The sequence below is a fragment of the Dyella kyungheensis genome (assembly GCF_049913195.1).
Taxonomy (GTDB): domain Bacteria; phylum Pseudomonadota; class Gammaproteobacteria; order Xanthomonadales; family Rhodanobacteraceae; genus Dyella; species Dyella kyungheensis.
In genome coordinates, this window is record NZ_CP183983.1 from 1450636 (window position 1) to 1471185 (window position 20550).

Sequence of the window (20550 nt, forward strand, 5' to 3'; positions counted from 1 at the left end):
TCAGCCTTTGGTCGACGTAGCCGGCGCCGGCAACGCGGGGCGTACGCAGCGTGGCGGCATCCATTCGGTGGCGCCGGCAATGATGTCGCAACTCCACACCAGCGGGGCGTTGCCGCCGGTCGCCGAGTTGTCGAGAGGGGTGAGCAGAAAGACCGGGTCGGGTTCCGCGCCGGTGTTTTGCGTCGCGATGGTGATGCGCCCGGTTTCGGAGACATCGATCTTCGACGTATAGGCATTGAGCGACGATGCGGCGTTGAAGCTGAGGTCGCCGGGCTTGAGCTGGCTCAGTCCGCCTCGCACGGTAGCGGCTTCCATCACCACCAGTTTCGCCGCTTCACCGGACTGCAGCGCTTCGTCCAGGTGTTGCGAGACGCGATGATTGCGCCAGGTGGGAATCGCTATGGTCGCGACCACCGCCACGATGGCGAGCAGTGCAAGGCCGATCATGATGGGCTTGGAACGTTCGCCGGGCATCTCGGTGCTCCTTTGCCGTGAGGGCGTGCGTACACCTTCGCATAGTTCGCCGACACGATGGCCAACGTCACGCGTCACGGTTCAGGAAATAGTGCGGGTCACGTGCGCAGCCCGACGGGCCGCTTGCAACTCTCGTGAAGCCTCGACGCCTGAGCGCGAGGCCTCACGATGCGGTCGTGCTTACGCCTTGGCGGCAGGACGGCCGCCGCGACGCTGACGCTTGCGGTTGCCTTCGGCCGGACGCTCGCCGCCGCCGAAGCCATGGCCCGAGGCATGACCATGCGGACGATGCGAGCCCTGCGGACGGCCGCCCTGGGGACGGGCCGGACGCGCCTGGCGCTGGCCCTGCACCGGACGCGGCGCAGCGGCATCGGTACGCAACGGATGCGACGGCTCGAAGCCCGGCACGTCGCTGAAGGCGATGTCCTGCTTGAGCAGCTTGCGGATGTCGCGCAGCAGGCCCGACTCGTCATGGCTCACCAGCGACACGGCCATGCCTTCGGCACCGGCGCGGCCGGTGCGGCCAATGCGGTGCACGTAGTCTTCCGCGACCATCGGCAGGTCGAAGTTGATCACGATGGGGAGCTGGTCGATGTCGATGCCGCGAGCCGCGATATCGGTGGCCACCAGCACGGTGACACGGCCGGTCTTGAAGTCGCTCAGTGCACGCGTGCGGGCATTCTGGCTCTTGTTGCCATGGATGGCGGCGGCACGCATGCCGGCGGCGCCCAGGAACGTCACCAGCTTGTCGGCGCCGTGCTTGGTGCGGCTGAACACCAGGGTCTGGCGGCGGCTGTCCTGCGACAGCACGTGCAGCAGCAGGTCGCGCTTCTTGCCCGCATCCACCGGATGCACGTGATGGGTGACGGTGGTGGCCACGCTGTTGGCCGGGGTCACCGACACTTCGCGCGGCTGATGCATGAACTGCATCGCCAGCGCCTTGATCGGGCCGGCAAAGGTGGCCGAGAACAGCAGCGTCTGGCGCTGCTTGGGCACGGCGGACAGGATGCGCTTCAACGCGGGCAGGAAGCCCATGTCGAGCATGCGGTCGGCTTCGTCCAGGATCAGCACTTCCACGCCGGACAGGTCCAGCGAGCGCTGCTGCATGTGATCGATCAGGCGGCCCGGCGTGGCGATGACCACGTCCACGCCGCGACGCAGCGCCTGCATCTGCGGGCCCATGCTGACGCCGCCGAAGATGGTGGTGCTGCTGACGCGCAGGTACTTGCCGTAGTCGCGCAGGTTGTCGTGCACCTGGGCCGCCAGTTCACGCGTCGGCGTGAGCACGAGGGCACGGGGGCGACGGGTCTGGGTGGCGCCGGCATTGGACAGGTGCTGCAACAGCGGCAGCGCGAAGGCGGCGGTCTTGCCGGTGCCGGTCTGGGCAGCAGCGAGCAGGTCGCCGCCTTCCAGTACAACCGGAATGGCCGCAGCTTGGATGGGGGTAGGGACGGCGTAGCCTTGGTCGGCAAGCGCGCGCAACAACGCGGGCGCTAGGCCCAGCGATTCGAAATTCATGGAAGCTCCAGAGCAACCCGGAGCGTTCGAATCGAACCGCGTTGCAAGTATCAAGTGGGGGAATAGGCACGACGGAAGGGTCGTGACAGCGAAGTATAGCGCAAATAAGAATTACCTGCCGGGTTTGCCAATTTGGCCTTGGAAAGCCCGGCGTGGCGCCGTTTCCCCAGGCCTAGGCCGGGCGTTCCGCCACCAGCAGGTAGCTGTCGAACGGCATCTTTCCATGCAGGGGCCGGATGTTCACCGTGAGACCGGCCGCTTCGAGCTGGCCGCGCAGTTCCTCGGCGCTGGGGTAGTGCTGGGCACCCACGCGCATCCAGCCACTGACGCTGAGGAAGAACTCCGAGACGCGGGTGAGGGCGTAACGCCAGCTGCGCTCGCGCAGCACGTTGCGGATCACCAGCAAGCCACCCGGGGCGAGATGGGCGATGGCGTTCTCCAGCAGCGCGTGCTGGCCCTCGCGAGGCAGGTAGTGCAGCACGTCGAGCAGGGCCACATGGCCGCGGATCGGCTGCTGCGCGGTGCCATCGGTCTGGCGAAGGTGCAGCAGGCCGTCCAGACCCGACTGGCGCAGCGCACGGTTGCCCGCCTCGATCTTGCGCGGATCGCTGTCCACGCCCAGATAGCGCATCACCACGCCGCGCGCATGCAGGTACTGGCCGAGCAACCCGATGCCGCAGCCAATGTCGAGCAGGGGCATCGGCCGGTTCTTGATCAGCGCCTCGGTGGCTGCATAGGCAGGGTCCGCCGCCAGCTTGCCCTTCACGTAGCGGCGCTGGAGCCAGTGGTCGTAGGAGTTGGCGATGCGGTACATGGCGGCGTCCATGGTCGACATGTGAGCCCACTCCATGGCTGCGTGATGTGAAGGCGAGCATGCATTCAAACATCGGCGAGCGCCACTCCCGGCGATGGTCGCTCTTGCGCTGTGGCGATGGGGATGGTTCGCTTGGCGCCCTGCGTGCCGCGCGGGCGGTTCCCCTTTGGTCTGGATGGAGTTGTACATGTCGCCGTTCGCGCCCTTCAGAGAGCTCACCACCACCCAGCGGCACACCGTGCTGGCCAGTTTCTTGGGCTGGACGCTGGATGCGTTCGACTACTTCCTGCTGACTTTCGTGATCGTGGGCGTGGCGCAGGAATTCCACGTCGGCAATCAGGAAGTGGCGTTCGGTTTGCTGCTCACGCTGGCGGCGCGGCCGCTGGGTGCGCTGTTGTTTGGACGGCTGGCTGATCGCTATGGCCGGCGGCCGATCCTGATGCTCGACGTGATCCTGTTTTCCGTGTTCGAGCTGGCCACGGCGTTCTCCACCTCGCTCACCATGCTGCTGGTGTTGCGCTTCCTGTTCGGCGTGGCGATGGGCGGCGAATGGGGCATCGGCGCTTCGCTGGCGATGGAATCGATTCCGCCCAAGGCACGCGGCGTGGTGTCCGGCCTGTTGCAGAGCGGCTATCCGGTCGGCTTCTTCCTGGGCGCGCTGGTGAACTGGCTGCTGGTCGATCACATCGGCTGGCGCGGCCTGTTCGTGGTCGGCGCCTTGCCGGCCTTGCTGGTGCTGTACATCCGCCGCAGCGTGCCGGAGTCGGAAGTGTGGAAGCAGGAGCGCGCGGCCCAGGACAAGAAGGGACTGCTCGAATCCATGCGTGGCCACTGGAAACTCGCCATCTATCTCATGCTGTTGATGATGGCGTTCAACATGTTCAGTCACGGCTCGCAAGACCTGTACCACACGTTCGAGGAAGAAGGCCTGCACCTGCCCACCGGCTCGGGCGCAGCCTTCATGCTGGTGGCGATGCTCAATCTCGGTGCGCTGGTGGGCGGGCTGTTCTTCGGCGCGTTGTCCGAGCGCATCGGCCGGCGCAAGGCCATCATCCTGGCCGCCTCGCTCTCCATCCCGGTGATCCCGTTGTGGATGTACGGCAGCACGCTGCCATTGCTGGCGCTGGGCGCGTTCCTGATCCAGGTGATGGTGCAGGGCGCCTGGGGCGTCGTGCCCACCCATCTCAACGAACTGGCGCCCGAAGGCATGCGCGGCACGCTGCCGGGCTTTGCCTACCAGACCGGCAACCTGCTGGCGGCGGTCACGGCGAACGCCCAGCTGTGGATCGCCAAGCAGCATGGCGACAGCCTGGCCTTCGCCATGGCGGCCTGGATCGCCGCCGTGGCGGTCCTGCTGGCCCTGTTGGCCTGGGTTGGCCCGGAGGCGCGTGGCGTCCGCTTCGGCAGGGCGCACCCCGGCACGGGCGAGTAGCCGGCCGGACTGCTAGAATTCACGGTTTGATCCATCACGAGACACGCAATGAAGGCTGGCAAGGACAAGGTCATCTCGCTCCACTACACGCTGACGGTGGACGGTGAAAAGGTCGAGAGCTCCCTCGACCGCAACGAACCGCTGTGGGTTCTGCTCGGCCACGGCCAGCTGATCCCGGGTCTGGAAAAGGCACTGGAAGAGCACGAAGCGGGCGAAAACCTGCAGGTTGAAGTGGCCGCCGCCGAGGGCTACGGCGAGCGCCAGCCAGGCATGACCCAGCGCGTGCCGAAGAAGTACTTCCAGCAGGCTGCCAAGCTGAAGCCGGGCATGACCACGGTGCTGGCGCTGAAGGAAGGCGGCCACCGCGTGGTGGTGGTGGAGAAGGTGGGCATGACCACGGTCGACGTGGATCTGAATCATCCGATGGCCGGCAAGACGCTGAATTTCGACGTGACCATCAATGAAGTTCGCGATGGCACCGAGGAAGAGATTTCGCACGGGCATGCGCATCCGCCGGGTGCGGAAGCGCACTAAGGCGGTGAGCTTCCTTTTCCGGAAGCGAACGGGCCTTTGAAAAAAGCCGCTCCCCACGGAGCGGCTTTTTCTTTGCTCGTCATTCCGGCGCACGCCGGAATCCAGTAGCGACCACACCCGGTTTTCGCGGGTGGCGGCAGAGCAATCTGTTCATCGCGAAAACCGCACCTCGCGTCTCCTGGATTCCGGCGTGCGCCGGAATGACCAGCAAAGGTGGCCGGCGCCGGAATGACGAGCTGAAAACAACAACGGCACCTCGCGGTGCCGTTGTTGTCTGCGGAATGGACGGCCAAATCAAACCAGCACAATCTCCACATCCACATTGCCACGCGTCGCATGCGAATACGGGCAGATATCACGATGGGCGGTGTCGACCAGTTCCTGCGCCACCGCGCGGTCGATGCCCGGCAGGTTCACTTCCAGCTTGACCGCGATGCCGAAGCCGGTCGGTTCGCGCGGACCGATGCCCACCTGCGCAGTCACCGAAGCATCCTTCAAGGCCACGTTCTGTTGGCGGGCGACGAAGCGCACGGCGCCTTCGAAGCAGGCCGCATAACCCGCGGCAAACAGCTGTTCCGGATTGCTGCCGTTGCCGCCCGGGCCACCCAGGCCCTTGGGCACGACCAACTGCAGGTCGAGCACGCCGTCGTCGCTCTTGGCGTGGCCTTCGCGGCCGCCGTGAACGGTGGCGGTGGCGGTGTAGAGAATCTTGCTGATGTTCATGCTTCAGTCCTCGCTTGGGGAGAGTTGGATCTGTCGGGTGAGTCGCTTCAGTTCATCGCGCAGCGATTGCATCTGCTCGAACGGCAGCTGCATGCACTGGGCGAGACATTCGGGAATGCCGCTGGCCTTGTCGCGAAGGGCGAGGCCGGCGTCGGTAAGGCGGATGTCCACTTCGCGTTCGTCCTGCTGGCGGCGCTGACGGGTGATCAGGCCAGCGCTCTGCAGGCGCTTGAGCAGCGGGGTGAGCGTTCCGGAATCGAGTTGCAGGCGTTGGCCCAGTTCCCGCACGGTGAGCCCGTCCTGCTCCCACAGCACCAGCATCACTAGGTATTGCGGATAGGTCAGGCCCAGCGGCTCCAGCAGCGGCCGGTACAGCCCGGTTACCGAGCGGGACGCGGCATACAGTGCGAAGCACAGTTGCTGGTCGAGCAGGAGCTGGTCGGGGGTGGGCTGCCGTTTCATGAGACACATCCTAAGTGCAAAATTAAATTGTGTACAATTTAATTTTCTGATCGCAGCGATAGGCGGCGCCTAAGACGGGTATCCGTGCAGGCTCTGGAGCGCCGGGGATGCCCCCGCCAGTTAATCGAGCAGGCGCTTGCCGAACTCGAAATGATCGCGCCAGTACGGGCCGTCGATATCGTCCAGCCGCACCGTGCCGCCGCTGTTCGGGGCATGCACGAACCGACCTTTGCCCACGTACACGCCGACGTGGCTGATGCCGCCCGATCCGCCGAAGAAGACCAGGTCGCCGCTGATCAGGTCGGTCATGGCGCGCACGCGCGAGCCGCTCATCTGGGACATTTCACGCGAGCTGTGGGGCAGGGCCAGGCCGGCCGCGTTGCGATAGATGTAGTCGACCAGCCCGCTGCAATCGAAGCCGCCATCCGGCGTATTGCCACCCCAGCGGTAAGGCGTGCCGACCAGCGCAATGGCCCGGAACAGCACGTCGTTGGCCGTGCCGGTGGCTCCGGCGGGAGCACGCGCCGGCAAGTTGGCCAGCGACGAGCGGGAATCCTTGTAGGTGGGCTCGGGGCGCCGGCTGTTGCTGGCGCAGGCCGCCAGCAGAAGCACGCTACCCACCAGCAGCGTGCGGCACGCACAGATCGCTAGCCGGCGATCGGTAGCCTCGGCGAACGTCAGGCGCATCTCGTATCCCTTTTGCTTGAGACGAGCCTGAGGTTATCAAATCAATAAGTTGGAAGAAAGTTCTAAGTGAGTGCTGGAAGTAAGCTCTGCATCGCTCAGGAGTCCGGCTTGCCCACCGTGACGCGACGCTCGCTGAGCTTGCGCCCTTCCCGGTCGCGGCTGGTGAATTTGTATTCGCCGGGCCACAGGTACAGCGAATTCATGATGTTGTCGACCAGCAGCACGTAACGGTCCGCGGGCACGGCGTCATCGCTCTCGTTGGCGAAACGCGCCTCCACCACGCAAGGGAACTGGCGTTGGCACATGTCACTGGAAATCACCCGCGTCTGCCGGGCGCCGCCCAGCTCCAGCCAGTGCGGGCGGCGCTGGTGGCCGGACGGCGGGAGGATCACGTCGATATCGTGGCGATCCGGATCGGACGCCCACACGCTGCCGTTCTGGCGGCTGATCAGCACCGACGGCCGCTCCACCGGGAAAGCGGCAATCAACTGGTTGTACATATCGGTTTTCGGCATCGGCCCGATATCGCGCCAACGCGTCTGATCGATCGACAGCGGGTCGAAGCCGGTCAATTCTTTCAATTGCATCGCCATCGGCTTGATGGTCTTGCCCAGATTGCCCACGGCCTTGTCGATATGCGCGTATCCCGCATGCACGAACAAGCGCGCCTTGGGATCGTTCTTGAACACTTGCCGGTAGAGCATCTGCGCCTGGCCCGCCTCGCGATCGGCCAGGGCGTCCGCATCCGATTCATAGGCCACCACCTTGAAACCCAGTCGGATCGCTTCGCGGATGATCTGCCCATACAGCGGTTCATGCAGGTACTCGCTGCCGCTGGTCACGATGGGGTAGCCGCGCGACATCAGTTCCGTATCGTTGTTGACCAGCGCTTCCGCGGCGAAATAGGTGAAGCCTTCGGCGCGCAGTTTCGGCAACAGGCTCAGGGTCAGTTCGCGCGTATGGGCGTCGTGGTGCGCTTCGTTGATCATCACGATGCGCCGGCCCGAGGCCAGTTTGGCGATCTCGGTGGCAGCGTCGGCGGGTGTCCAGTCGATCGGCGCAGGCAAGGTCACCGGTGTCTGCACGCGGTTGTCGAAGGGGAAGTTGTTGATGGCCTCGTCGTACAGGCCCAGCTCGCATTCCACGGTGGCCAGCAGTTGCTGGTCGATCAGGCGATCTTCCCGGGTGAGCTGCAACATCACTTCGTGCAGGTACATGTAGCGCGCGAGGTCGTTCTTGATATGCGCGGTTTCCGCGAACAGATCGCGATTGACTGCCGTCGCGGAAGAGGCCGTGGCCGGGCGCTCCGGGGCGGGCGCCGTTTTTGCCGGCGCGGGAGCGGGCGGCGTGCGAGGTGCCTGCTGGGCCGGCGTGCCTGGCGCGCAAACCGCCAGCAGGGCGGCGAACACCGTCGCCAAACGCCATGGGGCCAACATCCTGCTGGACTGCTCTGACGTTCCCATCGCACTCATCCCTCGAGGTTAGGAGCGGGTCATGGCAACGCTACAATAGCCGGATGGATGCTTCACGCAGTGATGTGCTGATTCTCGGCGGCGGCGTCATCGGCCTGGCCTGTGCCTACTATCTGCTGAAGTCCGGAGCTACCGTGCGCATTTTGGAGCAGGGTACCCCGGGCTGCGGCAGTTCGCACGGCAATTGTGGAACGATCACCCCAAGCCATGCGGCGCCCCTGGCGATGCCGGGCATGCTCGGGGTGGCGTTGCGCTCGATGCTGCGGGCGGACGCGCCGCTGTACCTCAATCCGCGCCTCGACGGCCCGCGCCTGCGCTGGCTGCTGGGCTTTGCCCGGCGCTGCAACTGGCGCGACTTCGAGCGCGCGGCGCAGGCGCGTTCGGCGATCCTGCAGCGCTCGCGCGGACTGCTGGCGAGCCTGGTGCGCGATGAGCGGTTCGACTGCGAATTCGGCGAAGAAGGCGAGCTTTACGTCTACCGTGATCCACGGACACTCCAGGCCGACGAGCGCCATCACGCGCAGGTGCTCGATCGTCTTGGCGTGGTGGTGGAACGCCTGCGCGGTGACGAGGTGGAAGCGCGCGAGCCCGCCTTGAAACCTGGCGTGGCCGGTGGGCTGTTCCATCCGGGCGATGCGCGCCTGCGGCCCGACCGCTTTGCCGCCGAACTCGCCCAGCGCGTGCTGGCGATGGGGGGAGCGATCGAATCGGGCGCCCGTATCGACCGTTTCGGCCTGCAGGGCGATCGCATCGACCATGTGCGCACCACGCGCGGCGTGTTCAGCGGCGAGCGCATCGTGATGGCATTGGGTGCGTGGTCGCCACTGGTGGCACAGTCGCTGGGCCTGCGGTTGCCCATGCAGCCGGGCAAGGGCTACTCGATTACCTATTCGCGTCCCTCGCTGGCGCCGCGCCATGCGCTGGTGTTGCGCGAAGCGGCGGTATGCGTGACCACCTGGGAAAGCGGTTTCCGACTGGGCAGCACGATGGAGTTCTCCGGTTATGCCGAAGGCCTCAATCGCACCCGTCTCGATGCGCTGCGTCGCGGCGCCGCGCAGGGGCTGCATGTGCCCGAGGGTCCGGAGCTCAGGGAAGAGTGGTGGGGCTGGCGGCCGATGAGCGTGGACGAGGTGCCGATCATCGGCCCGAGTTCACGCTGGTCCAATCTCACGCTGGCCACGGCGCACGGCATGCTGGGCGTGAGCATGTCGGCGGCCACGGGCGAACTGGTGGCGTCGATGCTGCGTGGCGATGTGCCGTCCATCGATCCCACTCCCTATGCGCCGACGCGTTTCGGTGTGTGATCTTGACGCGGCCTGCTCGCAGGCTCGCTTAAGTTGAATGCAGCAACCTGGAGAGCGGCATGGCGGAAACGTTCGATCTGATCGTGTTGGGCGGCGGTTCGGGGGGATTGGCAACCGCATTCCGCGCCGCACGTCATGGCGCCCGCGTGGCCTTGCTCGAACCGGGAGCACTGGGCGGTACCTGCGTCAATGTGGGTTGCGTGCCCAAGAAGGCATTGTGGTTTGCCGGGCAGCTGGCACAGGAGCAACAGCTCGCGGTCGACTATGGTTTTGCGTCCGCGCCCGGCGCGCTCGACTGGGAACATTTCCGCCAGCTGCGCCAGCATTACATCGACGGCATCCGGCACCGATATGCGATGGGCCTGGAGGAAAGCGGCATCCAGGTGTACCCCGAAACGGGACGGTTCGTGTCCGCCAACACGATAGCCACTTCCTGCGGCGAAGAATTGCGCGCTCCGCAGATCGTGATCGCCACGGGCGGTCGTCCGCGCCGCCTGGACATACCCGGCTTCGATCTGGGCATGGTGTCCGATGACATCTTCGCGTTGCGCACCTTGCCCAAGCGCATCGCGGTGATCGGCGCCGGCTATATCGCGATCGAATTCGCCGGACTGCTCAACGCGCTGGGCAGCGAGGTGACGCTGCACGTGCGCCATCGCATGCTCACCAGCTTCGATGCGGAACTGGTCGATGCGCTGGAGCAGCACATGTGCGACGCCGGCATCCGCATCACCAACCAGGTGAAAGTGACGGGCCTGCACCGCGATGGCGAAAATCTCATGATCGACGATGACGTCAATGGTCCCTGCGGTCCGTATGACGCCGTCTTGTGGGCGATTGGCCGAGAGCCCAACAGCGACCGGCTGGATCTCGATGCCGCCGGCGTCAATATGGACGAAGACGGCCATATCGTCACCGACGCCTGGCAGGCCACCAACGTCGAAGGCATCTTCGCGGTCGGCGATGTCACCGAACGCCCCGAACTCACGCCGGTCGCGGTGGCGGCGGGCAGGCGACTGGCAGACCGGCTGTTCGGCGGCAAACCCGACAGCCGGCTCGACTACGACAATATTCCCAGCGTCGTCTTTGCCGAACCGCCGCTGGCGATCGTCGGCCTCACCGAAGCGCAGGCACGCGAATTCCATGGCGACCGGGTGCACGTCCACCGCGCGAAATTCACGCCGATGAAATGGGCCGTGGCCGGACGAAAACATCCCACCCTGATGAAGGTCGTCACCGAAGGCGACGACGAACGCGTGGTGGGCATCCACGTGCTCGGCACGGGCGCGGACGAAATGCTGCAGGGCTTTGCGGTCGCGCTGAAAATGGGCCTGCGCAAGCGGGATCTGGAAGACACCATTGCGATCCATCCGAGTTCGGCCGAAGAGCTCGTGTTGATCAACTGAGCGGGCCAACGTCGGCCTTCCCCGCGCCACGGTAAACTTCACGCATGACTGCCACTTACACGCTTCATCGCGGCACTGCGCCGCTGCTCATCAGCCTGCCGCACGACGGCAGCGATATTCCCGATGACATCGCCGCGCGCATGCGGCCCGACGCGCAGCGTTCGGTCGATACCGACTGGCATGTGGGGCGGCTCTACGAAGCGCTGGCCAAGGTGCTGGGTGCGAGCGTACTTCGCCCCGTGGCCTCGCGTTACGTGGTCGACCTCAATCGCCCTGCCGACGGCCATGCGCTGTATCCGGGCAAGCGCGAAACCGGCCTCGTCTCCACCATCGGCTTCGATGGCGAGCCGCTTTACCTCGATGGAGCTGAACCGACGGCGGAAGAAATACAACGTCGGGTAAACGTGTACTGGCGCCCGTACCACGACGCTCTATCGCAAGAACTTGACCGGTTGCGCGCCGAACACGGTCGCGTCGTGCTGTGGGATGGGCATTCCATCCGCAGCCGCGTGCCGATGTTGTTCGAGGGTCAGCTGCCCGACTTCAACCTGGGCACGGCCGAGGGCGCCAGCTGCTCGGCGGCCCTGCAGCAAAAGCTCAAGGACGTGCTGGAAACCCAGTCGCGCTATAGCTTCGTGGTCAATGGCCGCTTCAAGGGCGGCTACATCACGCGGCATTACGGGCAGCCCGATACGGGCGTCCAGGCCGTGCAACTGGAGCTGTCGCAGATCAACTACATGGACGAAGACAGCTTCGCGTATGCGGAGGAACGTGCCGCGCAGGTGCAGGAAATCATCGCGCGACTGCTGGCGCAGTGCGTGGCGTAAGCGCAAAAAAAAACGACCATTGTTAGGGTCTTGCATTGTCAAGACGCGAAGCGCGGAAATCTCGGATGACTGCGGGAAAACGCCGGTTCCGGGCCGCTGGCAAACGTGCGATGTTTTAGCCGTCGCGTTGCCGGCTAGCAGCCAGGCAGGCGGCACGGATATAGGCATTTCACGTCGAGGCTCATCATCATGCGCAAGTTCGCGATCGCTTCCCTGCTCGTAGCGGGTATGGCTTTCACCGGTTCCCTCCTGGCTCAGGACGCAGCCCCGCAGCCTGCGCCTGCTGCACCCGCTGCCGCCAAACCTGCGTCGGCCACGCCGGCTCCGGCGGCCAGCTCGTCGCACAAGCACAAGAAGAACAAAGACAACAACGGCCAGCCCAAGCCCAAGGGCAGCAAGTCCGCCAAGCGTACGGCCAAGTCGACGCTGCCGCAGACTGAAGCCAGTCACTAAGCTTCATTTGCAAGAAAGCCCCGGCACTCGCATGCCGGGGCTTTTTTTTGCGCGTTGCCATCTTGTCCGTTCGCCCGCCGTCCCCTCATCGTCATTCCGGCGCAGGCCGGAATCCAGTAGCGACCACATCGGTTTGTCGCGACGACGTACCACGTCCTGGCTGTGCGCCTCGCGAAAGCCGGAGACCGGGGCCACTGGATTCCGGCCTGCGCCGGAATGACGGTGAGGGAGGCGACCGGAGAAGGAATATCTTCACCTGGCTTTTAGGCTCTCGATGCAGCGATGCACTTCAGTTCGATGGCGATCGGCGTCGGCAGGGCAGTGATGCCCAGCGTCGTGCGACAGGCGTCGACACCCGCGAAGTATTCCGCATAAAGCTTGTTGTACGCGGGGAAATCGCGCGCCATGTCGGTGAGAAACACCGTCACGTCCACCAGGTCTTCCCAACGTGCACCGCTCGCTTCGAGCACGGCGCGCACGTTGGCGAACACCTGCCGGCATTGCGCCTCGATGTCGTAGCTCAGCAGCGTGCCGTGATCGTCGTACACGTTGCCGGGAATCGCGTTGTTGCCCGGCATGCGTGGCCCGACACCGGACAGGAACAGCAGCTCGCCCACGCGCCGCGCATGCGGATACGCGCCCACCGGCGCCGGTGCCTGCTCGGTGCGGACGACGTCGCTCATCGATTGAACTCGGGAATCGTGCCCAGGCGCTGCATGGCGTGCTCGTAGGCGGGCTTCAGGCCTTCGCGCGAACTCACGTGCATGCCCAGGTCGTTCACGTGTCCGTCGAACAGGCTGTAGCACCACGCGTGCACGGAGAGCTTCTGGCCGCGCTCCCAGGCGTCCATCACCATGGTGGTGTGGCAGACGTTGACCACCTGTTCCATCGCGTTGAGTTCGCATAGGCGGGCATTGCGAAGATTCATCAGGTCGATCGAGGTGAGCAGCTGCTTGTGCTTTTGCGCGACGTCGCCGACATGCCGCAGCCAGTTGTCGACCAGGCCCAGACGTCGATCGTCGAGCACTGCCTGCACGCCGCCGCAACCGTAGTGTCCCACCACTAGAATGTGCTCGACCTTGAGCACGTCGACCGCGAACTGGATGGTGCTCAGGCAGTTGAGGTCGGTGTGCGACACCACGTTGGCGACATTGCGCTGCACGAAGATGTCGCCCGGCGGCAGATCCACGATCTGCGTGGCCGGCACGCGCGAATCGGAGCAGCCGATCCACAGATACTTCGGCGCCTGCTGCTGGGCAAGACGCTCAAAGAAGCGCGGGTCCTGTTCGACCATGGCAGCGGACCACTGGCGGTTGCTGTCGAGCAAATTCTGCAGGGGACTTTTCACGATGGCGTTCTCACTTCAATAGCGAATGCAGATGTTCTTGGCCTCGGTGAAGAAGCGCAGCGCTTCCGTACCGCCCTCGCGACCGAGACCCGATTGTTTGGTGCCGCCAAAGGGCGTGCGCAGGTCGCGCAGCAGCCAGCAGTTGGTCCACACGATGCCGAAATCCAGTTGCGCGCCGAAACGGTGCGCGCGCGACAGGTCGCGCGTCCACACCGAGGCGGCGAGGCCGTAGCCGGTGCCGTTGGCGATGGCCAGCGCTTCGGCTTCGTCGTCGAACGGAATCAGCGTGACCACCGGTCCGAAAATTTCCTGCTGGTTGGTGGCGGCGTCGTTGCCCAGTCCTTCGATCACCGTGGGTGCGATGAACCAGCCGTCGGCGCAACGGCCTTCCACCTTCACCGACTCGCCGCCGCAGAGGATGCGGCCGCCTTCGTCGCGCGCGGTGGCGATGCAGCCCATCACCTTGTCGAAGTGTTCGCGCGAAACCAGGGCGCCGAGATCGCTGCCGCGTTCGTTCGGGTCGCCCACGCGCAACGCTTGCACGCGGGTGAGATAACGCTCGCGGAAGCTGTCGTAGATGGATCGCTGGACCAGCAGGCGCGAACCGCACAGGCAGATCTCGCCCTGGTTGGCGAAGCCCGAACGCACGATGGTGTCGAGATTGGCGTCGCTCAGGTCAGCGTCTTCGAACACTACGGCGGGGTTCTTGCCGCCCAGTTCCAGCGACACCTTCTTGAACTGCGGCGCGGCGACGGCGGCGATCTGTGCGCCGGTGCGCGTGCTGCCAGTGAAGGACACGGCCTTGACCGCCGTGTGCTCCACGATGGCCTGTCCCACGCTGGGGCCACGCCCCTGCACGATGTTGAACACGCCCGGCGGAAAGCCTGCCTCGATGCTCAGTTCGCCGAGCAGCGCCGCCGTGCAGGGCGTGATCTCCGAAGGCTTGGCCACCAGCGTATTGCCCGCGGCCAGCGCCGGCGCGATTTTCCAGGTGAACAGGTACAGCGGCAGGTTCCACGGACTGATGCAACCGACGACGCCGAGCGGCTGGCGCAGCGTGTAGTTGATGGCGCCGGTTTCCATCGCGTGCGATTCGCTGCTCCAGCCCATGATGGCGGCCGCGAAGAAGCGCAGGTTGGAAATGGCGCGGGGAATGTCGAGGCTGCGCGCCTGGCTCAGCGGTTTGCCGCTGTCACGCGATTCCAGCGCCACGAACTCGTCCATGCGCGCTTCGACCAGGTTGGCCAGGCGGTGCAACAGGTTGGCTCGCTGCTCGACTGGCGTGGCGGCCCAGCCTGCGGCGGCGCGGTGCGCGGCGGCGACGGCATCGGCAACGTCATCGGCAGTGGAGTCGGGACAGTGTGCGAAGACCTGGCCCGTGGCCGGCTCGAACACGTCCAGCCAGCGATCAAGACGCGGCGCCTGAAGGCGGCCGTCGATCAGGTTGGCGAGGCGCAAGGTAGGCATCTGCGCAAGCTTAAGGCCTGGGGCCGCCAATTGCACCGGACGCGGGCGTATGCGTGAGTGTCTCGGGGGCGTGATCTTTCTGTGGGAGCGCACCCTGTGCGCGACGGCATTGCAACGAAGATTCGAGCACAGGGTGCGCTCCCACAGGGTCGAGCCAACCTTGGAATCAACTCAACGAACGAGTGCGCCCGCCATCTACCGCGATGCTGACCCCGTTGACATATGCGGCAGCCGGCGTGCAGAGGAAGGCAATCACGGCAGCGACCTCGGCCGCGTCGCCGAAACGGCGCGCGGGCACGGTGGCGAGCATGCCCTTGGCGATCTCGTCCGCGCTGCGGCCGCTGCTCTCCTGGGCGGCCAGCAGGCTGTCCAGCCGTGCGGTGCGCGTGTAGCCGGGCAACACGTTGTTGACGGTGATGCCGTCGGCCGCCAGTTCGCCGGAAAGCGTCTTGGCCCAGCTGGCCACGGCCCCGCGCACGGTGTTGGATACGCCCAGGCCGGCGATGGGTTCCTTCACCGAGGTGGAAATGACGTTGACGATGCGGCCATAACTGCTGGCGCGCATGCCCGGCAGCAGCGCCTGCACCATTACCTGTCCGGCCAGCAGGTGCTGGCGGAACGCCGTTTCGAACGCTTCCTCGGTCGCCGCATGCGCGGGGCCGCCCGGCGGTCCGCCGGTGTTGTTGATCAGGATTTCCAGCGGATGATCCGCCACGATATCCGCCAGTGCCTCGCGCAGGCGTTCGGTCTGCAGCATGTCCACCGCAAACCAGCGATGCTGCTGCCCATGCTTGCGCGGGAGTGCATCCGCCACCGTCTTCAGCACATCGGCCGAGCGGGAGAGCAGGGTGACGCTGGCGCCCAGTTCGGCCAGCTCGATGGCGCTGGCGCGTCCGATGCCCTGCGACGCGCCGCATACCAACGCGTGACGTCCGCTCAAATCCAGCTGCATGGCACGCTCCTCGAATGGCCTTGGAACTAGCGGGCGGTGTACTGCACGGCGAGCGCGCCGAACCAGCACAGCCAGGCCGCCCACAGACTGTAGCGCCAAGTCAGGCGCCAGCGCGTGATGGCTTTGTCTTCCAATGCAGGGAGGACCGGCGAGCGCAGGGCCAGCTGCAGGCGGATCCAGGTGCGGATCGCGTTGGTCGGCTTGCCGTCGGCCTCGGCGATGATCTTCCACTCGTTCGGATGCCGGCGGCGCAGCAGCGACGCAATGAGGTACTGCGAGCCGAAATGCAGCAGGAAGCAGACGACGCCAGCGAGAAGGAGCGAAAGATAAAGTTGCAGCATGCCGTGCCTGTGGTGGGTAACGTCCCGCCGATGCGAATTCAGCCCTTGGCCGAAGTGCTCGCCGCCGGCGTGGTGTCGTTGTTGCTGGAATTCGTGGGTGCGGGCGTGGGCGTGGCCTTGGTCGCGTCGGACTTGCTGGCATTGTTGCCCAGGCCCGGCAGCGGAATCGCTTCGCGCAGCGTGCTCAACACGCCATTGCCCTGTTCGGGCTTGGCGCAGATGGCGTTGTTCACGGCGTCCTGATAGGTCTTGTCCATCATGCCGATCCACACCGTGCCGTCCGGGCCGTGCGGCACCTTGAACGAACCGGCGGCCGCCATCTTCACCGGAGCCTCGGCCGAGAACGCAGCAGGCGACTGCTCCCAGTAGGTGCTGCTGGACTGCTGCTTGGCCGAGCTGTAAAGCACCAGATAGCGCGCGCGCTTATCGGTGATGTCCACGCTGCCGAACGCGCCGGTGGTGGCATCGGTCCAGCCCATGTGTTCGCACAGGCTCACGTCCTTGCTGTCGATCGGCTGGAAGGCGTCGTCCAGCACCACCACCGTCGGCGCGAACAGGTAGCTGGCGCGCAACCAGCGTCCATTCAATTCCGATTTCACCGCCACGCGGTACGGCACCTGCGATTCGCGCGGCAGACTGAAGCTGAGGAAGTAGCTGCGGTCGCCGTTGAGATTGACCACCATGCTGCCCGGGCCCAGGGCGAACTTCTTCGGCTGCCAGGGCAGCGCGTCCTGGTAGGAGAAGTCCGCAAAGGTGGTGCAGCACGGGGTGGCTTGCTGCAAGGCGTCCTTCGCCTGCTTGAGGCCGGCATCGGAGGTCTCTGGCGCGCGAAAATTGGGCGGCACCAGATCTTTCACGCTGTGGCAGCCGCTCACCAGCACGGTGAGCGCGAGCAGGGCAGTGGTAGTGATCAGTCGAGAGCGCATGAGGGAACCGTCGATCAGAATTCGGCCGTCCCCGCCGCACGCGGGAAGGGGATGGCATCGCGGATGTTGGAAAGGCCGCACACGTACACCAGCAGGCGTTCGAAGCCCAGGCCGAAGCCCGCGTGCGGCACGGTGCCGTAACGGCGCAGGTCACGGTACCAGCCGTACGTGGCGGGATCGAGACCGAATTGCTGCATGCGGCGATCAAGGTAATCCAGGCGCTCTTCGCGCTGCGCGCCACCGATGATCTCGCCGATGCCCGGGGCGAGCACGTCCATTGCGGCGACGGTCTTGCCGTCGTCGTTGAGGCGCATGTAGAACGCCTTGATCTGCTCGGGGTAGTTCATCACCACCACCGGGCGGCCGACGTGCTTCTCGGCGAGATAGCGCTCGTGCTCGGTCTGCAGGTCGATGCCCCAGGCGACCGGGAATTCGAACTTCTGCCCGGACTTCTTCAGGATCTCGACCGCCTCGGTGTAATCGATGCGCTCGAACGGTTCGGCAATAAAGGCTTCCAGACGGCTGATCGCATCGGGCTGCACGCGCTCGGCGAAGAACGCCATGTCGTCCTGACGCTCGTCCAGCACGGCCTTGAAGATGGCCTTGAGGAAACCTTCGGCGCAGTCGGCGTTGGCGTTGAGGTCGGCGAAGGCGATTTCCGGTTCCACCATCCAGAACTCGGCCAGGTGGCGCGGCGTGTTGGAGTTCTCGGCGCGGAAGGTCGGGCCGAAGGTGTACACCTTGCTCATCGCCAGGCAGTAGGCCTCGACGTTGAGCTGGCCAGACACGGTGAGGAACGCTTCGCGGCCGAAGAAATCCTTGCGGAAATCGATCTTGCCGTCCGGCGTGCGCGGCAGGTTGGCCAGGTCCAGCGTGGACAGGCGGAACATGTCGCCCGCACCTTCCGCATCGGAGGTGGTGATGATCGGCGTGTTGATCCAGAAGAAGCCCTGCTCGGTGAGCCAGCGGTGGATCGCTGTCATCATCGTGTGGCGCACGCGGGTCACGGCGCCGAACAGATTGGTGCGCGGGCGCAGGTGCGCCACTTCGCGCAGGAATTCCATCGAGTGCTGCTTGGGCTGGATCGGATAGGTTTCCGGATCGTCGACGAAACCGGTGACGATGACCTCGCTGGCCTGGATCTCGAAGCTTTGGCCCTTGCCCTGCGAAGCGACCAGCGTGCCGGTGACGATCACGCCCGCGCCAGCGGTGAGGTGCTTCACCTCGCTCTCGTAGTTGGCCACCTCGCTGGTGACCACGGCCTGGATGGGGTCGAAGCAGGAGCCATCGCTCACATTGACGAACGACAGGCCCGCCTTGGAATCGCGCCGGGTGCGGACCCAGCCGCGCACGGTCACGGTGCTGCCGGCAACGATGCTGCCGGAAAGAGCCTGCTTCACGCTCGATAGAATCGGGCTAACCGCCGTCATTGGATTGAAACTCCTGCTGAGTGCCGCATATCGGCACGTAAGACGAACCCTGTATCATAAACGACGGGTCGTTCAGGTTCGACCCTTAACGTCTGATTTCGGACAATCTCTCCTTCCGGTAGTTGCAGCGCCCATGACCATCACCATCACGCCCGCCGCCAGCGAACGCATGCGCTCCTTCCTTGCCGGCACGCCCAGTGCCGCCGGGGTGCGCTTTGGCGTGAAGAAGACCGGCTGCTCCGGTTTCGGCTACGTGGTCGACCTGGCCCAGGTGGTGGGCGAGGGCGATGAGACGGTGGAAGTGGACGGCGTGAAGCTGATCGTCGACGGCAAGAGCATGCCGCTGATCGACGGCACCGTGATCGACTTCCAGCGCCAGGGCCTCAACGCCAGCTTCGTCTTCCACAACCCCAACGCCACCGGCGAATGCGGTTGTGGCGAGAGTTTCACCGTCGGCTGAGAAGCCTCGCGCGCAGGCAAGTCGTCATCTGCTTGCCCCAAATCCCTGAAATCCCTTACACTTCCGCTTCTGTCCAAGCCGTCAAGGCATGGATGGAACCTTGCCTCACCGCATAGTGCGGGAGGCTGCCAGGCCTGAAAGGGCCGCATCCACAAGGAGTTACCACACGATGTCCCTGCGACATTACGAAGTCGTGTTTCTGGTCCACCCTGACCAGAGCGAGCAGGTTCCGGCGATGATCGAGCGCTACAAGGCGCTGATCGAGACCGACGGCGGCAAGATCCACCGCCTGGAAGACTGGGGCCGCCGCCAGCTGGCGTATCCCATCGTGAACCTGGCCAAGGCTCACTACGTCATGCTCAACATCGAAGTGAGCCAGAACGCGCTGAACGAGCTCGAGTCGGGCTTCCGCTTCAACGACGCCGTGCTGCGCCACCTGGTGGTTCGCCGTGACGAAGCCGATACCGAGCAGTCCTTCATCCTGAAGTCCAAGGAAAAGGATGACGCCAAGTCCTCGCGTCGCCGCGATGACGACAGCGATGGTGATGAGCGTCCGGCACGCCGTGACCGCGATGACCGTGACAACGATCGCGACAGCGACGACTGATCAGGAGCACAGACATGTCCAAGTTCTTCCGCCGCCGCAAGTTCTGCCGCTTCACGGCCGAAAAAGTCAAAGAGATCGACTACAAGGATCTCAACACCCTGCGCCAGTACGTGACCGAGAACGGCAAGATCGTTCCGTCGCGCATCACCGGCACCAAGGCTCGCTACCAGCGTCAGCTGGCGACCGCTATCAAGCGCGCCCGCTTCCTGGCTCTGCTGCCGTACACGGATAACCACGACGTCTAAGTCGTGCTTCAGCTCACTCTCCCCTGCGGGGCGAGGGAGCTGAAAACTCTTCGGACAACCGTCCAGGCTGCGCCGGGCCACACCGGTGCTAACGAAAAGGAATACCCATGGAACTGATTCTTCTCGAAAAAGTCCGCAACCTCGGCAACCTTGGCGACAAGGTCAGCGTGAAGCCGGGTTATGGCCGTAACTACCTGCTGCCGCAGGGCAAGGCCGTGCCGGTCAACGCCGCCAACCTCGAAGCCTTCGAGAAGCGCCGCGCCGAGTACGAAGCCAAGGCTGCCTCGCAGCTGTCCGGTGCCGAAGGCCGCAAGGCCAAGCTGGAAGGCGTCACGGTGACCATCACCGCCAACGCCAGTCCGGAAGGCAAGCTGTACGGCTCGGTCGGCCCGCGCGAAATCTCCGAGGCCCTCGAGGCCGCCGGTCATGACGTGCACAAGGGCGAAGTGATCCAGGGCGAAGGCCCGATCCGCCACACCGGCGAGTTCGAGGTCGTGATCGCTCTGCACGCCGACGTGCAGACCCAGGTCAAGGTGATCGTTGTCGGCGAAAAGTAAGCCGCTTCGATCCCTTTGGGATGAAACAAACGGGCGCCGCTGGCGCCCGTTTGTTTTGGTGAAGGGTTAATAGTGAAGAGTAAAAGGAGAGAGCCACGCGCCGACGCTCCC

General features: G+C 64.9%; 24 protein-coding genes. 10 read left to right on the forward strand and 14 right to left on the reverse strand.

Annotation, left to right across the window (positions count from 1 at the left end; translation table 11 throughout):
- The 3 genes from ACN9MB_RS06250 to ACN9MB_RS06260 all read right to left on the reverse strand — a co-directional run bounded on the left by ACN9MB_RS06250 (nucleotide 1) and on the right by ACN9MB_RS06260 (nucleotide 2827).
- Nucleotides 1-474 carry a hypothetical protein gene (locus ACN9MB_RS06250; protein WP_426271140.1) on the reverse strand — a complete coding sequence of 158 codons (474 nt, stop codon included), beginning with the start codon at nucleotides 472-474 and terminating at the stop codon, nucleotides 1-3.
- 180 nt (nucleotides 475-654) lie between these two features.
- Nucleotides 655-1992: a DEAD/DEAH box helicase gene (locus tag ACN9MB_RS06255; RefSeq protein ID WP_204635200.1), complete on the reverse strand. Its 1338-nt coding sequence runs from the start codon at nucleotides 1990-1992 to the stop codon at nucleotides 655-657.
- A gap of 172 nt (nucleotides 1993-2164) precedes the next feature.
- On the reverse strand, nucleotides 2165-2827 hold the full coding sequence (locus tag ACN9MB_RS06260) for a methyltransferase domain-containing protein (protein WP_426271141.1): 663 nt from the start codon (nucleotides 2825-2827) through the stop codon (nucleotides 2165-2167).
- A 166-nt stretch (nucleotides 2828-2993) separates the two neighbouring features.
- Here ACN9MB_RS06260 and ACN9MB_RS06265 point away from each other — a divergent pair, with 166 nt between their 5' ends.
- Together ACN9MB_RS06265 and ACN9MB_RS06270 are read left to right on the forward strand one after the other, a co-directional pair.
- Nucleotides 2994-4238: an MFS transporter gene (locus tag ACN9MB_RS06265; protein ID WP_426271142.1), complete on the forward strand. Its 1245-nt coding sequence runs from the start codon at nucleotides 2994-2996 to the stop codon at nucleotides 4236-4238.
- A 48-nt stretch (nucleotides 4239-4286) separates the two neighbouring features.
- Nucleotides 4287-4772 carry an FKBP-type peptidyl-prolyl cis-trans isomerase gene (locus ACN9MB_RS06270; protein ID WP_204635202.1) on the forward strand — a complete coding sequence of 162 codons (486 nt, stop codon included), beginning with the start codon at nucleotides 4287-4289 and terminating at the stop codon, nucleotides 4770-4772.
- A 294-nt stretch (nucleotides 4773-5066) separates the two neighbouring features.
- On the opposite strand, the gene ACN9MB_RS06275 is transcribed toward ACN9MB_RS06270, so the two are convergent.
- From ACN9MB_RS06275 to ACN9MB_RS06290, 4 genes are all read right to left on the reverse strand, one after another.
- A complete protein-coding gene (locus ACN9MB_RS06275; RefSeq protein ID WP_204635203.1) occupies nucleotides 5067-5495 on the reverse strand; it encodes an organic hydroperoxide resistance protein in 429 nt (142 codons plus the stop codon).
- Nucleotides 5496-5498: 3 nt separating this feature from the next.
- On the reverse strand, nucleotides 5499-5957 hold the full coding sequence (locus tag ACN9MB_RS06280; RefSeq protein ID WP_426271143.1) for a MarR family winged helix-turn-helix transcriptional regulator: 459 nt from the start codon (nucleotides 5955-5957) through the stop codon (nucleotides 5499-5501).
- Nucleotides 5958-6077: 120 nt separating this feature from the next.
- A complete protein-coding gene (locus ACN9MB_RS06285; RefSeq protein WP_204635205.1) occupies nucleotides 6078-6644 on the reverse strand; it encodes a C40 family peptidase in 567 nt (188 codons plus the stop codon).
- A 95-nt stretch (nucleotides 6645-6739) separates the two neighbouring features.
- Nucleotides 6740-8080 carry a hypothetical protein gene (locus tag ACN9MB_RS06290; RefSeq protein ID WP_426271144.1) on the reverse strand — a complete coding sequence of 447 codons (1341 nt, stop codon included), beginning with the start codon at nucleotides 8078-8080 and terminating at the stop codon, nucleotides 6740-6742.
- A gap of 80 nt (nucleotides 8081-8160) precedes the next feature.
- On the opposite strand from ACN9MB_RS06290, the gene ACN9MB_RS06295 reads away from it, so the two are divergent.
- The 4 genes from ACN9MB_RS06295 (at nucleotide 8161) to ACN9MB_RS06310 (ending at nucleotide 12106) form a co-directional block, all read left to right on the forward strand.
- Complete coding sequence (locus ACN9MB_RS06295) at nucleotides 8161-9420, forward strand: NAD(P)/FAD-dependent oxidoreductase (protein WP_426271145.1); 1260 nt, start codon at nucleotides 8161-8163, stop codon at nucleotides 9418-9420.
- Nucleotides 9421-9479: 59 nt separating this feature from the next.
- Nucleotides 9480-10826 (forward strand): glutathione-disulfide reductase, encoded by a 1347-nt coding sequence (gene gorA / locus ACN9MB_RS06300; protein ID WP_426271146.1) that lies wholly within the window; start codon nucleotides 9480-9482, stop codon nucleotides 10824-10826.
- 44 nt (nucleotides 10827-10870) lie between these two features.
- Complete coding sequence (hutG, locus tag ACN9MB_RS06305) at nucleotides 10871-11653, forward strand: N-formylglutamate deformylase (RefSeq protein ID WP_426271147.1); 783 nt, start codon at nucleotides 10871-10873, stop codon at nucleotides 11651-11653.
- 189 nt (nucleotides 11654-11842) lie between these two features.
- Nucleotides 11843-12106 carry a hypothetical protein gene (locus tag ACN9MB_RS06310; RefSeq protein WP_204635210.1) on the forward strand — a complete coding sequence of 88 codons (264 nt, stop codon included), beginning with the start codon at nucleotides 11843-11845 and terminating at the stop codon, nucleotides 12104-12106.
- Nucleotides 12107-12369: 263 nt separating this feature from the next.
- Here ACN9MB_RS06310 and ACN9MB_RS06315 read toward each other — a convergent pair whose 3' ends face one another.
- The 7 genes from ACN9MB_RS06315 to asnS all read right to left on the reverse strand — a co-directional run bounded on the left by ACN9MB_RS06315 (nucleotide 12370) and on the right by asnS (nucleotide 18570).
- A complete protein-coding gene (locus ACN9MB_RS06315) occupies nucleotides 12370-12789 on the reverse strand; it encodes a RidA family protein (RefSeq protein WP_426271148.1) in 420 nt (139 codons plus the stop codon).
- Nucleotides 12786-13400, reverse strand: a complete 615-nt coding sequence (gene can, locus ACN9MB_RS06320; RefSeq protein WP_239535539.1) for a carbonate dehydratase — start codon at nucleotides 13398-13400, stop codon at nucleotides 12786-12788. Before can ends, ACN9MB_RS06315 begins: the two co-directional genes overlap by 4 nt.
- Before the next feature lie 69 nt (nucleotides 13401-13469).
- Nucleotides 13470-14921: an aldehyde dehydrogenase gene (locus ACN9MB_RS06325; RefSeq protein WP_426271149.1), complete on the reverse strand. Its 1452-nt coding sequence runs from the start codon at nucleotides 14919-14921 to the stop codon at nucleotides 13470-13472.
- Between the two features lie 166 nt (nucleotides 14922-15087).
- Nucleotides 15088-15873 carry an SDR family oxidoreductase gene (locus tag ACN9MB_RS06330; protein WP_426271150.1) on the reverse strand — a complete coding sequence of 262 codons (786 nt, stop codon included), beginning with the start codon at nucleotides 15871-15873 and terminating at the stop codon, nucleotides 15088-15090.
- Between the two features lie 26 nt (nucleotides 15874-15899).
- Nucleotides 15900-16214, reverse strand: a complete 315-nt coding sequence (locus ACN9MB_RS06335; protein WP_426271151.1) for a hypothetical protein — start codon at nucleotides 16212-16214, stop codon at nucleotides 15900-15902.
- Nucleotides 16215-16252: 38 nt separating this feature from the next.
- The gene (locus ACN9MB_RS06340; RefSeq protein WP_426271152.1) at nucleotides 16253-17140 is read right to left on the reverse strand and encodes a hypothetical protein; all 888 of its coding nucleotides are present in this window, start codon (nucleotides 17138-17140) and stop codon (nucleotides 16253-16255) included.
- Nucleotides 17141-17154: 14 nt separating this feature from the next.
- Nucleotides 17155-18570, reverse strand: a complete 1416-nt coding sequence (gene asnS, locus ACN9MB_RS06345) for an asparagine--tRNA ligase (RefSeq protein WP_426271153.1) — start codon at nucleotides 18568-18570, stop codon at nucleotides 17155-17157.
- A 133-nt stretch (nucleotides 18571-18703) separates the two neighbouring features.
- Between asnS and ACN9MB_RS06350 the strand changes: the two genes are divergently transcribed.
- The 4 genes from ACN9MB_RS06350 (at nucleotide 18704) to rplI (ending at nucleotide 20439) form a co-directional block, all read left to right on the forward strand.
- On the forward strand, nucleotides 18704-19030 hold the full coding sequence (locus ACN9MB_RS06350; RefSeq protein ID WP_121878538.1) for a HesB/IscA family protein: 327 nt from the start codon (nucleotides 18704-18706) through the stop codon (nucleotides 19028-19030).
- Nucleotides 19031-19199: 169 nt separating this feature from the next.
- Nucleotides 19200-19637 (forward strand): 30S ribosomal protein S6, encoded by a 438-nt coding sequence (rpsF, locus tag ACN9MB_RS06355; RefSeq protein WP_121878540.1) that lies wholly within the window; start codon nucleotides 19200-19202, stop codon nucleotides 19635-19637.
- A gap of 14 nt (nucleotides 19638-19651) precedes the next feature.
- Nucleotides 19652-19882 (forward strand): 30S ribosomal protein S18, encoded by a 231-nt coding sequence (gene rpsR, locus ACN9MB_RS06360; protein ID WP_017462785.1) that lies wholly within the window; start codon nucleotides 19652-19654, stop codon nucleotides 19880-19882.
- A gap of 107 nt (nucleotides 19883-19989) precedes the next feature.
- Nucleotides 19990-20439: a 50S ribosomal protein L9 gene (gene rplI / locus ACN9MB_RS06365; protein WP_426271154.1), complete on the forward strand. Its 450-nt coding sequence runs from the start codon at nucleotides 19990-19992 to the stop codon at nucleotides 20437-20439.
- Nucleotides 20440-20550: the final 111 nt, after the last annotated feature.